The sequence below is a fragment of the Bacillus sp. MBGLi79 genome, from assembly GCF_002953915.1.
In genome coordinates this window covers 965,310-980,844 of sequence record NZ_CP026521.1, presented here as the reverse complement: position 1 = coordinate 980,844, position 15,535 = coordinate 965,310, and the positions used below count along the sequence as shown (strand labels likewise).

General features: G+C 46.7%; 15 protein-coding genes. 6 read left to right on the top strand and 9 right to left on the bottom strand.

Going from position 1 to position 15,535, the window contains the following annotated elements; translation table 11 throughout:
• The first annotated feature begins 22 nt into the window (after nt 1-22).
• The gene (locus tag C1T29_RS04880; RefSeq protein WP_040083751.1) at nt 23-298 is read left to right on the top strand and encodes an acylphosphatase; all 276 of its coding nucleotides are present in this window, start codon (nt 23-25) and stop codon (nt 296-298) included.
• On the opposite strand, the gene nosA is transcribed toward C1T29_RS04880, so the two are convergent.
• The 9 genes from nosA to C1T29_RS04835 form a co-directional block, all read right to left on the bottom strand.
• Nucleotides 289-1,380 (bottom strand): nitric oxide synthase, encoded by a 1,092-nt coding sequence (gene nosA / locus C1T29_RS04875; RefSeq protein WP_071581254.1) that lies wholly within the window; start codon nt 1,378-1,380, stop codon nt 289-291. The genes C1T29_RS04880 and nosA overlap by 10 nt on opposite strands.
• Before the next feature lie 117 nt (nt 1,381-1,497).
• Nucleotides 1,498-2,292, bottom strand: a complete 795-nt coding sequence (locus C1T29_RS04870) for an MBL fold metallo-hydrolase (RefSeq protein WP_071581253.1) — start codon at nt 2,290-2,292, stop codon at nt 1,498-1,500.
• Nucleotides 2,293-2,347: 55 nt separating this feature from the next.
• Complete coding sequence (citM, locus tag C1T29_RS04865; protein ID WP_071581252.1) at nt 2,348-3,649, bottom strand: Mg(2+)/citrate complex secondary transporter CitM; 1,302 nt, start codon at nt 3,647-3,649, stop codon at nt 2,348-2,350.
• A gap of 192 nt (nt 3,650-3,841) precedes the next feature.
• Nucleotides 3,842-4,801, bottom strand: a complete 960-nt coding sequence (locus C1T29_RS04860) for a tripartite tricarboxylate transporter substrate binding protein (protein WP_103750019.1) — start codon at nt 4,799-4,801, stop codon at nt 3,842-3,844.
• Between the two features lie 2 nt (nt 4,802-4,803).
• On the bottom strand, nt 4,804-5,484 hold the full coding sequence (citT, locus tag C1T29_RS04855) for a two-component response regulator CitT (RefSeq protein WP_103750020.1): 681 nt from the start codon (nt 5,482-5,484) through the stop codon (nt 4,804-4,806).
• On the bottom strand, nt 5,456-7,084 hold the full coding sequence (gene yflR / locus C1T29_RS04850; RefSeq protein WP_103750091.1) for a two-component sensor histidine kinase CitS: 1,629 nt from the start codon (nt 7,082-7,084) through the stop codon (nt 5,456-5,458). The genes citT and yflR overlap by 29 nt, the downstream gene beginning before the upstream one ends.
• Before the next feature lie 126 nt (nt 7,085-7,210).
• A complete protein-coding gene (locus C1T29_RS04845; RefSeq protein ID WP_040083848.1) occupies nt 7,211-8,647 on the bottom strand; it encodes an anion permease in 1,437 nt (478 codons plus the stop codon).
• A 126-nt stretch (nt 8,648-8,773) separates the two neighbouring features.
• Nucleotides 8,774-10,036, bottom strand: coding sequence for a pectate lyase (locus tag C1T29_RS04840; RefSeq protein WP_103750021.1), 1,263 nt, complete (start codon nt 10,034-10,036; stop codon nt 8,774-8,776).
• A 193-nt stretch (nt 10,037-10,229) separates the two neighbouring features.
• Nucleotides 10,230-10,577, bottom strand: coding sequence for a YflT domain-containing protein (locus C1T29_RS04835; protein WP_095432194.1), 348 nt, complete (start codon nt 10,575-10,577; stop codon nt 10,230-10,232).
• A 243-nt stretch (nt 10,578-10,820) separates the two neighbouring features.
• Between C1T29_RS04835 and C1T29_RS04830 the strand changes: the two genes are divergently transcribed.
• The 5 genes from C1T29_RS04830 (at nt 10,821) to yfmF (ending at nt 15,130) form a co-directional block, all read left to right on the top strand.
• The gene (locus C1T29_RS04830) at nt 10,821-11,189 is read left to right on the top strand and encodes a DUF3212 family protein (RefSeq protein WP_014663176.1); all 369 of its coding nucleotides are present in this window, start codon (nt 10,821-10,823) and stop codon (nt 11,187-11,189) included.
• Nucleotides 11,190-11,297: 108 nt separating this feature from the next.
• Complete coding sequence (gene yfmC / locus C1T29_RS04825; protein WP_103750022.1) at nt 11,298-12,245, top strand: Fe(3+)-citrate ABC transporter substrate-binding protein YfmC; 948 nt, start codon at nt 11,298-11,300, stop codon at nt 12,243-12,245.
• A gap of 72 nt (nt 12,246-12,317) precedes the next feature.
• Entirely contained in the window at nt 12,318-13,319 is a 1,002-nt protein-coding gene (gene fecD / locus C1T29_RS04820) for a Fe(3+) dicitrate ABC transporter permease FecD (RefSeq protein ID WP_040083854.1), read from the top strand.
• The gene (gene yfmE, locus C1T29_RS04815) at nt 13,316-14,317 is read left to right on the top strand and encodes a Fe(3+)-citrate ABC transporter permease YfmE (protein ID WP_040083856.1); all 1,002 of its coding nucleotides are present in this window, start codon (nt 13,316-13,318) and stop codon (nt 14,315-14,317) included. Before fecD ends, yfmE begins: the two co-directional genes overlap by 4 nt.
• Before the next feature lie 12 nt (nt 14,318-14,329).
• Nucleotides 14,330-15,130, top strand: coding sequence for a Fe(3+)-citrate ABC transporter ATP-binding protein YfmF (gene yfmF / locus C1T29_RS04810; RefSeq protein ID WP_071580763.1), 801 nt, complete (start codon nt 14,330-14,332; stop codon nt 15,128-15,130).
• Nucleotides 15,131-15,535: the final 405 nt, after the last annotated feature.

Below are 15,535 nucleotides of genomic sequence, written 5' to 3'. Positions count from 1 at the left end.
AAAAAGAAAAGGTGGTTTTTACATGCTTCAATACCGAATCATTGTAGACGGCCGGGTTCAGGGTGTGGGCTTTCGCTATTTTGTTCAAATGGAAGCTGATAAGCGAAAACTGGCCGGCTGGGTCAAAAACCGTGATGACGGGCGTGTTGAGATGTTGGCAGAGGGGCCGGAAAACGCCCTGCAATCGTTTCTTGAGGCTGTAAAGAAAGGAAGCCCTTTCTCAAAGGTTACCGACATCTCTGTCACTGAATCCCGCAGACTCGAAGGCCATCATCGATTTTCCATTGTTTACTCGTAAGGCTTATCCTGATAAAAGTAATTCGGCTTAACGATTGAGTTGTCATAGGATCGGTGGAAGATATGCGTGGCGGCGGGTGAAATCGGCGGAATCAGCCACGTCCAGTCCCCCGTCAGCTTTCTGCCCGCTTCTTCCTCCTGTTCTTCAAACCGTTTAAACTGGCTTGCGGCTGTATGATGGTCAACGATGCTGACCCCCTGCTTTTTATACGAATGCAGCACAGCCTTATTCAATTCAACAAGCGCTTGATCCTTCCATAAATCCGTATTGTAATCAGCGGCGATGCCGATCACGGAGGCTACTTTTTTGAGCTTGTCGTACCGCTTTTCATCTGCGAGGTTTCTCGCTCCGATCTCCGTGCCCATATACCAGCCGTTAAACGGCGCGGCATTATAATGAATGCCGCCAACCTCAAGCTTCATATCAGAAATGATAGGCACGCCGTACCACTTCAGCTCCAAGTCAGAAAACGCATCGATGTCGGGATGTGTGATTGGAACCTCGATCACAAGTGAGCGCGGCAGCTCATACCAGACCGGCTGCTCGTCGCCTTTCATGCGAAAAATGATCGGCAGCAGGTCAAAATCCGTTCGCTCTCCGCGCCAGCCGAGCTCTTCGCAGGCTGCTGTCAGGGAACGGGAAGCCGGGTCGCCGATTCTTTCTCCGTCTGACTCATATCCGGCATACCGGACCAGCTGATGATTCCAGATCTCGACTTGCTTTTCACCTTTCTCTTCCGGAGGAAAAATCGTAATGGTCGGCCTGATTTTCCCGTTATTGGTGGCGGTTTCAATATGGTGAAAGAGGGCGTCACGCACTTCCTCCTTCGTCCGGACGTCTCGTCTGTCGATGACATTCAGCGAATTCCAGAACAACCTGCCGATGCAGCGGTTGCTGTTTCTCCAAGCCATTTTCGCTCCGTGCTCCAGCTCTTCCTTCGTATGTACATAGCTTCCGGTCCGGTCAATTTCACTTTTAATGTCAGCAAGACGGTCTTTCACTTCCTCCTCCTTTCCCAATTCCTGATAGCATGCGGCAATAAACGCTTTCGCTTCGTTCCAGAGTATTTCTTTTTCTTCCAACAAACTCTCCCCTTCACTTCACTTCATGCTTTTCATTGTATCGTTTTTAAGCGGCAAGACAATGATTTTTCTGCAACTTCTAGGAAAACAATAAAAAACACCCGCGTAGTGCAGGTGTCAAATAGACGATAAACGGTTTGCCAATTCAGTTAAGTCGTGACGAAAGTTTTTGCCGGTCATCGGTATGCCGTGCCCGGTCAATAACGCTTCCGGTTCAAGAGCGGCCAGCTTTAGAATGGACTCCGCGGCCGTCTCTGTGTCAGGCGTGAAATAAGCCGGCGGCCCGTGAAGCTCCTGTTTTTGAATCAAGACGTCAGCCATTTTCTCCTGTTCCACCGTAATAACAGCATCACCTGCCACAAGCACGCGACCGTCATCGCGGAATAACGAAATATGGCCCGGCGTGTGTCCCGGTGTCGCGATCCACATCCACTCGTCAAGAAATGGAACTGAGCCGTCTTCCGGCAGTTCATGTACCTGTGAGGAAATATCGATGGAATGCCGCGGAAACAGCGGCGACAGCTTGGCGACCAGCCCGCTCTTGCTGTCAGGACGAGCCGGAGGATAATCCTCTTTACCTGTTACATAGGGCATTTCCCGAGAATGGACATAAACAGGTACATCCCAATGCTCAAGGATCTCTTCGATTGCCCCAATATGGTCAAAGTGCCCGTGTGTAAGGATAACAGCCTTCAGCTGAAAACCTTCACCGAATCTTTGCTTGGCTTCATTGACAATCATGCCGGCTGATTGGGGCATGCCGGCATCAATTAAAACAAATGAGTGAGGTTCAGAAGGCAGCTGAATAAAATAGACATTCGCAATTTGCACAGTCAAGCCGTGCACCCCTTTTGCCGCTTCGAACCCCGTTCCGCTTCTGACCGAAGTCAGCGGCATATAAGGATCACTCATAATGACACCTCCGGAATGTTGTATGCCGTTAGTGTGTGTCATTACGCCTGAATTATCATACGGAAATAGAGATCGCACCGATCAATAGAGCGCAAGCCGTCATGACGATCACTGCGAGAACTGCCCATTTTAATGCGAATTTTTGGTGGTCGTCAATAGAAACCCCGACAAGCCCGACAAGCAAATGAGTGGATGGCACAAGCGGACTCAGCATATGAATCGGCTGGCCGATAATAGAGGCTCTGGCAATTTCAACTTTATCCACGCCGTATGCGACTGCTGTTTCTGATAAAATCGGCAGCACCCCGTAGAAATACGCGTCATTCGGCATCAAGAATGTAAAAATGCCGCTTGTTAAGGCCACAATCGCCGGGATCAATCCACCCATTTGTTCCGGTATCATGGACACGAGCGAGATCGCCATTTCATCAACCATTTTCGTGCCTGTCAAAATCCCCGTGAATACCCCGGCCGCAAAAATCATTGAACCAATAGCCAGCACGTTGCTGGAATGCGTCGCGATGCGCTGTCTCTGATGCTCGAGATTGGGATAATTCACAATCAGTGCAATACAGAACGCAATGACAAACAGAACGGTTAAACTGATTTTACCCGATACTAAACATCCTATTAAAGAAAGCGTCAACAATAAATTGAACCACCAAAGCTTCGGCCGTTTCCACTCATCTTCAACCGCAGCCGCCGGTTCATTGGCATTTGCCGGCTGTTTCAGTTCAATCACACCAAGGCGTTTTCGTTCCGCTTTTCCAAGCACATACGCAACCGCCACCATGCAAAGCATCCCGCTTGCAATGACAGGAATCATCGGCCCTGTAAGCTCAGCCGGATCAACCCCCAGCGCGCTAGCCGCCCGCGGCGTCGCGCCACCCCATGGAATCGTGTTCATGATTCCCATGCCGACGCCCGCGATTCCCGCCAAGATAATTGGCCGAATACCAAGCAGCAAATAGAGCGGAAGCATGGCGCTTGTCGTAATCATATACGTTGTCGAACCGTCTCCGTCCAATGCGACGAGCATCGTCAGAACCGCTGTCCCGACAACAATTTTTAAAGGGTCCCCTTTGACCATGCTTAAAATTTTGCCAACCATCGGATCAAACAGTCCTGCATCAATCATAATTCCAAAATATAAGATCGCAAACATAATCATGACAGCTGTCGGCGCGACTTGCTGAATCCCCGAAATCATCATGTCCCCAACTTCAGTAAATCCAAATCCGGCGATCAGCGCAAACACAATCGGCGTTAAAACCAATGCTGTTAAAACAGAAAGCCGTTTTGTCATGATCAATGCCATAAACACAAGCATCATGAGAAAGCCTAAGATTGCTAACACATCCATTCCCCCTTAAATGAATCCGCTTACATTTTTATCCCTTACTCCCCTTTTGTCTTGCCTTTTTGCCATCGTATGGGAAAACCAACCGCAAGTAAATAATTTGGTTTTTTTGTATTTTTAATTTTTTAAAACCGTTTTGTTCTTTTTGATCATTTTCCGGCATGAAAAAGATCCCGGGATGCCGGGATCTTAATTTCCTGTCATTATGCTTTGATAAATAGCAGATTGCTGTTCAAGAAACCGTTTCGTTTCCCTGCTGTTCAAATAAAAGCTTTCCCAGTCCTGTTCGTTTATTTTCCGCCTCCATTCAGGTGAGGAGGTGACCTTCTTGAGCGCTTGATCCCAGTAAGAAATCTCTTCCTCAGACATATTTTTCGGGCCCAAAATCCCTCTCCAATGAGAAAAAACAAACGGGATTCCCTGCTCCTTCCACGTCGGTACCTTTGGAAAACCGGGAAGTCTTTTATCAGATGTTACAGCGGCTAACGTAATATCGCCGTTTCGTTCATATGGTTTCGCTTCAGAAAGGGTCATGGAAGCTGCTTCTATCTCATGTCTGATCAGCGCCTGAATGAGCTGTTCACTGCTGTCATACTGTAAAAATTGAATGTCAAAAGGGTCAATGCCGTACATATCGGCCGCTCTGGCGAACGAAAGCTGATCATCATTGCCAAACCCCGGGGCAAAGCCGATTTTCACCTTGCCGGGATGCATGTTGATCTCATTTAGCACATCCTTGCCGTTTGTTAACGCTGATCCTTTTGGCAATGCAACTGTCTGCCATTCCTTGGAGAGAATGGCGAGCGGCGTAAAATCGGCCATTTTTAATTTGCTTTGCCCGAGAAGATCATTGCTCAATATGAGGCTGGACGTCATGCTGATGGTTTGTTTGCTGCTATTGTTGACATATTTCCAGCCTTTCTCTCCCCCGCCGCCTGGTTTATAGACGATTTGAACATCCCCCTTCACAATCTGCTTCTTGCTCAAAACCGATTGAATCGCCTGCGCTGTGACATCCCAGCCGCCGGAAGGCTCAGCGGGGACGACAATTTCTATCGGCCCGTCCGGCAGGCGCGGCGCAGCCGCCTGCCTGATATCACCCTGCATAAAGATCAATAGAATAATCAATAGGATTATAGATTTTTTCATATCTAATCCGCCGCCAAATAATATTTTCTCTCCGGCCTGCCGATAATCCCGTATTCAAGCTCGGCTCTTGCTTCTTCCTTTGACACAAGGTACTCGGCATAACGGCGGGCAGTTGTTCGTGACGCCCCCATTTTTTCCCCAAGTTCCTCCGCTGTCAATCCTTCTGACGCAGTCTGAAGCGCTTCCTTAATTTTTCGCAGTGTAATCGAATTAATGCCAGTCGGCAAATTCTCTGCCGGCAAAGATGTCTTCACACCGTTTCCAAAAATATGATCGATCATGGACTGGCTGACCTCCGGCTGAGACATGAGCAGCTTTCTTTTTTCTTTATACTGAAGCAGCACCTGCCTGAACTTGTCAGCCGTTACGGGTTTGATCAAATAGTGGGCAATCCCCGCCCTTAGCGCTTCCTGCAAATGACGGGTTTCTGTTGCCGCTGTGATAATCATAATGTCCACTTCAGGAAATCGGCTTCGTATTTCAGGAATCAATGCGGTCCCAAGCTCGTCCGGCATATAAATATCCAGCAGAAGCAAATCAGCCTTGTGTTCCTTCAAAAGCGCCATTGTCTCTTTGGCGTTGGCCGCTTTGCCGATAATCTTGAATCCATCAAGCTGTTTAATCAATCTCTCATGGATTTGCGCAACTCGAAAATCATCCTCCGCAATCGCGATGTGAATCAAATGGATTCCCCCCTTGTTTATCCTTCGGTATAAACACAGTGAAAACCGCCCCGCCGTTTTTTTGATTCGCCAGTTCGATCCAGCCGCCCAGTTCACGCACTGAGTCTTTCACATTGGCCAGACCGTAGCCTCTCTTCATCCCCTTTGAAGAATAGCCTCTCTCAAACACAGCTTCCATCTTATCTGGCGGCACACCCGTCCCTGTGTCTGATACTTCGATGACAATGTCACGGCCCATATCCGTGATAAAAAACAAAACCTCCTTCACGCGTTGCTCCGCTACAGCTTCGAAAGCGTTATCAATTAAATTGCCGATAATCGTAATAAGATGGGACAAGCCGATATGTGCAGGAAGAGGCGCGAGTGAGCTGTTTTCATCAATCACCAGCTTGACCTTCTTTTCAGATGCCTTGCTTATTTTCCCTAACAAAATCGCCTGCACCTGCTGCGAATGGATGTTATGGAATAAAAGATCATGCTGCTCATTTTGTATCGCGTATTCCTCTTTAATCAAATCAATGGCTTCATCATATTCCCCAAGCTCAAGCAGCCCTAAAATCGCGTAAAGCTTATTTGAAAACTCATGAGTCTGCGCTCTGAGATCCTCTGAATATTTACGAACCTCTGTCAATGTGTCAATCAGCTTCTTCAGCTCTGTTTTCTCCCTGAAGCTGACAACAATCCCATGCGCCTGCCCGCCTTGGTTCATCACTTTTGTATTGATAATAAACACCTGATCGTTGACGCTTACCTCTTGGTTCGGCGGTATTTCACCTTGTTCAAGCACAGACATCAGCCCGGCTCCCGGCATGACCTCATCTATGGGAAGATGGATCACAGGCTCGGGCAGCCTCAGCATCTCGGCCGCCGACACGTTCATCATGGTGACGACGCCTTCACGATTGGTGGCAATGATCCCTTCTCGAATCGCCAAAAGCATTGCGTTCCTCTCACGATATAGCGCCGCGATCTCATGCGGTTCAAGCCCAAGCGTATCCTTTCTGATGCTTTTGGCCAGCACGGCGGCGCCAGCAAATCCGAGCAGCAGCACAAGCACGGCAATCACGCTCAAATTTCTTAAATGTTTTTTGATGCTTTGCTCTGTCTCCGTTTGCAGAAAATCAACAGACACGCTGCCAATCACTTGGCTGTATCCCTTCTGCTCTTTCATAATCGGCGCGCTCCCTCTGATCACTCTCCGTCCATCCGCTTTTGTTGCAGAAACATGCGAGCCGCCAAACAAAATCTCTCTGCTGCGCTCCAGCTTCTCTAGACCGCTTTTTCCAGAGGCGCTGCGAATGTCTCCTTTTTCGTCCAAGATATAAATGGCATACGCGCCAGTCTGTTCTTTCATTTGTTCAATGACGTCTTGCGTCTCAGCGGCATGTCCGCCTTTTCTCTCAATGAGCTCTTTAGCCGGCGGCATATAGGAAATAGTTCTCGCCGTTTGAACCGCCAGCTGCTCCGCCTGCCTCCGTTCTTCCTGTGTATGCTGAACGGCTAACGTAATGGTCAACACACCAATGACAAAGACCAGCAGAGCCGCAATCAGCCCCATTATTTTTGTTTGCAGGGAAAAATGGAACCGCTTTTTCACCAAGCACCAGCCGTCCTTTCTACCTAGATCATACCATTTTTCACAGGAAATTTTCTCATTTTTCAAAATCCGTTTTCTTGCGAAGGAGTGAAAATAAAAAAAAGGCAGACCGCGTCTGCCTTTTTCTTTCTACCATATTCCTAGTACTTTCCACCATAATCCGCCGATCACAAGCCATACGATGATATGAACAATCGACAGGATAAATCCGATGGACCACCATTTGCCTTGCGGGATGTAGCCTGCTCCGAAGAAGACCGGGGCCGCTCCAGAACCGTAGTGGGTCGTTGATCCAAACAGGTTGCTGAAGAACGCGAGACTCAGCGCTGCTAAAAGCGGCGGTGCGCCCGCTGCCACGACCACAGCCAAGAATGCAGAATACATCGCACTAATGTGTGCTGTCGCACTCGCAAAGAAATAGTGTGAATAGAAATACACAACAATTAGGATTAAGAATGCTACAATCCAAGAGAATCCTGATACTGAGGATTTCATGGCGTTACTGAACCAAGACACCATGCCTAATTCATTCAGGAAGTTGGCCAGCATGACAAGCGCCGCAAACCAAGTGAGCGTATCCCAAGCGCCCTGTTCCTTTTTGATATCATCCCAAGTCAGAACCTGTGATAATAAGAGAACGGCCAAACCGATCAATGCGGTTGTGGTTGCGTCGATGTTGAAGCTGCCGCCAAAAATCCAAAGCACAAGCACCAAAAGAAAGACAATAACCATGGAAAGCTCTGATTTTTTGAACGGTCCCATTTCTTTCAGTTTTTCTGTTGCGATTTTCGCCGCATCCGGTGTTTCTTTGATTTCCGGCGGATACAGCTTGTAAATCACAAGCGGCGTGATGATTAAGCTTACAAGTCCTGGTACAATCGCGGCAATTGCCCAGCTTGTCCATGTTAAGTCCACCCCTGCGACATCATGGGCCAGTTTGGCAATCAGCGGGTTCGCCGCCATCGCTGTCAGGAACATAGCAGATGTGATCAGGTTCCCCTGAAAGCCGGTTTTTAATAAGAATGCACCGATTTTTCTCTCTGTTCCATTTGCCGGGCTTGATCCGAATGTTTCGGATAATGATCTGATAATAGGAAATATAATGCCTCCTGCACGCGCCGTATTACTTGGAATGGCAGGTGAAAGTATTAAATCACTGAACAGCAGTGAATAAGAAAGTCCAAGGGTTTTTTTTCCGAATTTCTGAACGAATACATACGAAATTCTCGCACCGAGCCCGGTTTTGATAAATCCCCGGGAAATAAAGAATGCGATCACGATAAGCCAAATGGTCTTATTCCCGAATCCGCTTAATGTATCCTCAATGGATAGTGTTCCAGTTAGTGCAGTAACCGCCAATGCAAAAATTGCAATTGCACCCATTGGCAAGGGCTTGGAGATAAAGCCGATAATTGTCGCGACAAAAATCGCAAACAAATGCCAAGCTTTAGGTTCAAGTCCGGACGGAGCGGGAATAAACCAGATGATTAGTCCCACAGCGACAGTAATAAGCAATGGAACAAGCTTTACTGCTGACTGTTTTCCTGCGTCTTTTTCTGAAGCCATAAATAGGTCTCCTCCTATATACTTGTTTTCCGATCCCCTTTTCCATTCTACTCCTTAACTAAGTTAATAAACATTTTAATTAATTAAAAAACACAAAGGTTAGCAACCTTTGTGTTTTTCACTTTCTTAATTTAATTTACCCGCACCCGCTTGATTTATAACATTCGATTTCACATTAGCAGAAGCATCAATCGATCCATGCAGAGACGGCGTCCAGCCGACAGAAGAACTCAGCCCGTTTGCAGCCGATGCGTTGATCTGTGCGCCGTTCAGCAATGTGCCTGAGTCATATAAAGCCGTTCCCCCACTGAACACGCTGATCGTTTTAGCAGCTGACAGTCCCGGTACGTCAATAACATTGTTTTGGGCATAGATTTTAGAAGACTTTCCGATTCCCCATGCATAGCTGAACGGATAACTTGAAGAGCTTGTGCTTCCTTCATAATAGTTGTTGTATACGTGCACTTGCCCGAAGCGGACTCTCGGCGCGCGCTGGACAATATTTTTATAGCGGTTATGATGCAGCGTAATTTTTAATTTGCCGTCATCAGAGGTTTTGCTGTCACTCGATCCGAAAATGGAGCTTTTATCATGATCGTGATAATAGATGTAAGACATCGTGATATAGTTAGCACCGTTGGAAGCATCTGTTTGGCCGTCATGGTGCTGATATTTTCTTCCATAATATTTCGGTGATGTGCTGTCCGGACGCGAGCCATCGTTAAACGTACAGTGATCGATCCAGATGTGCGTGCCGCCGTTTATCGTAATGTTGTCGTATTGTGAGTTCCAGTTCCCTGAGCTTCCGTCAGTCGGATCCCACTGTGGAAAATAATCATAGGCATCCTGGAATTCAATGTTGCGGATAATGACGTTATTACTCTTGATTTGAAAATTTCCGCCCACGACTTTGGCGTTAGTCCCTGAACCGACAATTGTCGTGTTTGCAGGAATATCCACCATGACCCGTGCTTTTTGGTTTTTCTGAGAGCGTGCTCTCGCTTCTTCTTGTGTGCCCGACGGCTCTTTTTTGCCCCACGTGCTAGGATCATAGGCTTTCAAATATTTGTCCAAATCGTACTCCGGATCTTTATAGTCATTTAGGCCAAGCGGCTTCAGATTGTCATCTACGTTCATGTCAATCGTTCCCTTGATATAAATGATTTTTGGTGTTGTATTGGAATCCTTCCCTAATGCCGAGACAAGTTGGTTTCTGTTGCTGACGGTATACACATTCGAAGATGACGCTTTTGATCCGCCTGTCGTACCGGTTGAGTAGGCGCCCCAGCCATCATTGGATCCTAACGTCTGGTGGCCTAAATCAGCTGCGTTCGCGCCAGCTGGAGTCAACCCTAAAAACAGAGCCGTAGCTAACATCACTTTTTTCATTCACTATGTACCCCCATTTTCTGTTTTGTGAGATTTTATTCCAATTTCTCACAAAAATATAATAGCAAATTGAGGGACATCCAGAACCGAAAATGTTCCGCTATCTTATTGCGGCATTCTGCAGAAGATCCGCCGCAAAGACCGCAAAAAAAACCAAAAGGCCGCCATTGGCCCTTTGGTTTTTTCCCCTGCTTTATGCCCAAGCTTTCACTTTATCGTTATCTGTCACAAAGAGAAGCACTTTTCCTTCATCTAAGCGTTTTTCAAATTGAGCGGCTTCATCTTCAGAAAAACCGATTTCGTGAATTTTATTGCGGAGCTCGTCTCCTTTTTTATTGAAGATATTTCCTACCGCATGCTTCAAACCTGTTTCTTTGGCTCCGATCGTGTTGGCATTCGTGTTGTCTGCCAGGCGTTCCGTTCTGTCATCGTCGTGAGCTAAGACGTATACATCCTCTTTCGCCACACCCATTTGCTGTAATTCCTCTACATCCTTCATGAGCTGTTCGTCATTTGTATACTCTTTTACAACTGGTTTCATTTCGATATTCCTCCTTCTTGTTTTCTATATTTCTTTCATACCCGTTCGTCTGTACCTGAAACAGATTCCAGAACATTGAAGAGAAAAACAGGAAGAATGGTAGTAGCTATTTATTTTCCGTCCATGGTAAAGTGATAGGATCGGGACCTATTTTCAGAAAAGTCAAAATCTAAGAGAAGCCGCTGCACGGAGCACACGACCATGAATTGCTGCCTTTATCCGTACGAGCAGGAGGTATGTCTAATGCAATATTTTTCACCAGAACAGCAATACAATGCTTGGATTGTAAGTGATTTAGTCAAACAGATTTTCCATAAGCGTGCCGGATGTTCGCCAGGAATTCACGAGCTTGCAGTTTTTGCCGAGGAGCATTTTGATATCGATATCGACTTTGTTTTCTCGATTATTATGAATATCGGCGATATTGAGTTTGCGCTTGCGGACGAAATAGAAACGAAATTGTCCGGTTATCTTAACACTCTCCTCCCTTATGTCACTGCTGAGATGTTCGAAACCTCTAAAGCCAATGCCCATGCGTTTTTGTCTCGAAGACACGGTAACGCTGCATACCACTTATTTGTATCTGATGATGCTTTTATGAGAAAGCAGTGAAAAAGCGGCTTTCTTTACTAAAAAAATATTGACATGATAAGCCATGCTATTATAGTGTTACATGTGATAATGATTCTCATTACTAAAACTAAAAAAAGGAAGAATGACATGCGCACCTATTCTAACAAGTTGATTGCCATCATGAGTGTTTTATTGCTCGCCTGCCTCATTGTATCCGGCTGTTCATCAAGCCAGAATAACAACGGAAGCAGCGGAAGCAAGTCTAAGGATTCCAGAGTGATCCATGACGAAGAAGGAAAAACGACAATAAGCGGCACACCTAAGCGGGTGGTTGTGCTTGAGCTTTCATTCTTGGATGCCGTACACAATCTCGGCATGACGCCGGTGGGCATCGCCGATGACAACAAAAAAGATATGATTAAAAAGCTTGTCGGCAGCTCCATTGATTACACATCTGTAGGCACACGCAGCGAACCGAATCTTGAAGTCATCAGTTCCTTGAAGCCTGATTTAATCATCGCTGACGCTGAACGCCATAAAAACATTTATAAACAGCTGAAACAAATCGCCCCGACGATTGAATTAAAAAGCCGTGAAGCGACATATGACGAAACCATCGACAGCTTTACAACCATTGCAAAAGCATTAAATAAAGAAGATGAAGGAAAAGAAAAGCTTTCCGATCACAAAAAAGTCATCAACGGCCTGAAAGCCGAACTTCCGAAAGATGAAAAGCGCAACATCGTTCTCGGCGTTGCAAGAGCGGATTCCTTCCAGCTCCATACATCATCATCCTATGACGGAGAAATCTTTAAAATGCTCGGCTTTACACACGCTGTGAAGTCAGGTAACGCCTATCAAGAGGTCAGCCTCGAGCAATTGAGCAAAATCGATCCAGATATTTTGTTCATCTCAGCCAACGAAGGCAAGACCATTGTAGACGAATGGAAAACGAACCCGCTCTGGAAAAATCTCAAAGCAGTGAAAAATGGACAAGTCTATGATGCGGACCGTGACACTTGGACAAGATTCAGAGGCATCAAGTCTAGTGAAACAAGCGCCAAAGATGTGCTAAAAAAAGTGTATAATAAATAAGACAAATGAGAAGCGAGGGGAAATCCTTGCTTCTTCGTTTTTGCAACCAGACGCAGTAAGGAAGTGAGACTGTTGTATCATTCAGCCAAACGGCGCTCATCATCAAGACTGATGATGTTCATCATTGCACTGATCATTTTTATATTTGGGCTTGGGCTGAATCTTTCAGTAGGAGCCTCAGACATCGGCATCATAGATTCATTGAAATATCTTTTTGTATGGGACGGTTCAAAGGAACAGCTCATCATCTCTACTCTTCGCCTTCCCCGCACATTAATCGGCGTTTTTGTCGGCGCCAGCCTAGCTGTAGCAGGGGCGCTAATGCAGGCTATGACGAGAAACCCTCTGGCTTCACCCCAAATTTTCGGTGTGAATGCGGGTGCATCGCTTTTTGTCGTTGCTTCTCTCGTCATTCTGCCGGCATCGCCCTATTCATCTGTTCTTTTCGCTTTTGCGGGTGCGGCAGCAGGCGGCGCGATTGTGTATATGATTGCCTCATCCGGCGGAATGACACCTGTCAAGCTGGCGCTGTCAGGAATGGCCGTGCACTTGTTCCTCTCCTCCATGACACAGGCCATCATTATTTTAAATGAGTCAGGTGAGGATGTTCTGTACTGGATGACAGGCGCAATCGACGGCAGCAACTGGCAGGACGTCTTGACCATCGCTCCGTTTTCTGTCATTGGCATCGGGCTTGCTCTCGTATTTTCCGGTTCTATTTCTGTTCTCGGTCTCGGAGACGAAACAGCAAAAGGGCTTGGACAAAATATGAACGGCATCCGGATTCTGATCAGTTTGATTATTTTAATCCTTTCCGGCGCTTCCGTAGCCGTCGCCGGGCCGATTGGCTTTGTCGGGCTGCTCGTCCCGCATATTGTCCGCAAGCTGATCGGAGAACATTATCAATACGTGCTTCCGTTTTCTGCACTGTTCGGTGCCATTTTGCTGGTGTACGCAGATGTTCTGGCCAGATGGATTGCATTTCCTTATGAATCACCGGTCGGCATTGTCACCGCGATTATCGGAACGCCGTTTTTCTTATATTTGGCAAGGAAAGGGCGACACCTGAAATGAAGAAAACAACCAGAAAACAAAAACGCCCCTTGCTGGCGATACTCATATTGGCCGTGATTTTGATCGTTCTGTCCGTCATCAGCATCGGAATCGGTGCATTATACATTTCACCTGAGGCGGTGGTGACGAATTTGCTGGGTCTGGATCATTCCTTTGAATTTATCATTCAGCAATATCGACTTCCCCGCATTATCTTAGCGATTTTGGCCGGTGCAGGTCTTGCCGCTGCCGGAGCGATTTTACAGGGCGTGATCCGAAATCCGCTCGCTTCCCCGGACGTTGTCGGCATTTCAAAAGGGTCCGGACTTGCGGCGATGGCTGTGATTCTCATCTTTCCTGAGTCGCCGGTATACGTGCTTCCGTTCTCCGCATTTGCCGGAGCAGCCATTATTGCTGTACTATTGTTAATGATAGCCCGAAAAAAGAGCATTCAGCCCTCTTCACTGGCTTTATCAGGCATTGCCTTAGGCGCGGTCTGCCACGCCGGAATGCAATATATGATGGTCAAGTTTCCGGGCGACGTGAATGCTGCACTCATTTGGCTGACAGGCAGCCTCTGGGGAAGAAACTGGGAAGAAGTCAAGCTGCTTGCGCCATGGCTTTTGATTCTTTTTCCGATCGTCTGCATTCTCATACCGAAACTGGATCTTATGTCACTCGGTGATGAGCTTGCACAGGGTCTCGGAGAAAACGCAAACCGGCTGAGATTCATCCTGATTTTCACCGCGGTTGCGCTGGCGGGAAGCTGTGTAGCCGTCGTCGGCTCAATCGGTTTTATCGGCTTGCTTGCACCGCATATTGCCAGACGGCTTGCCGGAGAAAAAGCTAAATATTTACTGCCTGCATCGGCATTGATTGGTGCTATTATATTATTAATTGCAGATACTCTAGGGCGCGGCCTCATGCCCCCGGTTGAAATACCTGCCGGAATACTGACAGCCGTGATCGGCGCGCCTTATTTCTTATATTTATTGAAATTCGAAGCGAGGAAACAGTAGGGAGAGGATACCATGGGAAAACTGGCTGCAGACCAGCTCACTCTTTCATATGACAGCACAGTGATTATTGACGGAGTCGACTTAAAGATAGAAGAAGGAAAAATCACTGCGCTCATCGGCGCCAATGGCTGCGGTAAATCAACAATCCTCAAATCGCTTGCCAGGCTGATGGCCCCGAAAAGCGGTACAGTGCTATTAGAAGGAAAAGACATCCACCGCCAGCCGTCAAAAGAAGTCGCAAAAAAACTGGCCATTCTTCCACAATCTCCTCAGGCTCCTGAAGGATTAACGGTAGAGGAATTATGCTATTTCGGCAGACATCCTCACAAAAAGCTGTTATCCAAGCATACCCAAGAGGATCACGACATGGTAGAGTGGGCGCTGAACGCAACGGGAATGATCGAGCTGAAGGAGCGGACGCTGGACGCCCTCTCAGGCGGCCAAAGACAAAGAGCTTGGATTTCCATGGCACTTGCGCAAGGAACCGATTTGCTTTTGCTTGATGAGCCGACCACGTACTTAGACATTTCACATCAAATTGAAGTGCTTGAGCTGCTGAAAAAGCTGAACCGCGATCATGGCCGCACCGTTGTCATGGTGCTCCATGATTTAAACCAAGCCGCTCAATATGCTGACTATCTGATCAGTGTGCTGGATGGAAAAATATATAATGCCGGAACGCCGGAAGATGTATTTACCCAGCCATTTTTCCGTGAAGTCTTCGGCTTGGAATGCTGCATCATGAGAAGCCCGATCGACCAGAAGCCAATGTGCCTGCCGACGGGACTATGTCCGAAATTACGGGCGAAATGAAAAGGAGAGGAATACCTAGGGCTGTCGAGAAACTTGACAGCCCTCATTTTCCCTTATAATATTTCATTCTTACATTTAATTGATGTTTACCTAAAAAAACACGTTATTCTTCTCATGTTCCACACGAGATACTCTTAACAAAGAGTTAAATTTGTTCTTGTTGACCACCTTGTTAAAGTTGTATATCTCTTCGAATCTCAACAAGACATAAACTTTATCTCATACATAGAAAAGACTGAAAGAGTTATAGTAAGTTCTCCCTCGAAATGCGTGAGAGACCAAAAAAGTGACAAAATTAGCTTGTGTATCAGAAAAAGAAAGAATCAAGACAGTGTTAAACGGCTTTGCAATTGCAGGTTCAATTAAAAATCGAAATACGAATTAACATAATATCCTATATTTACG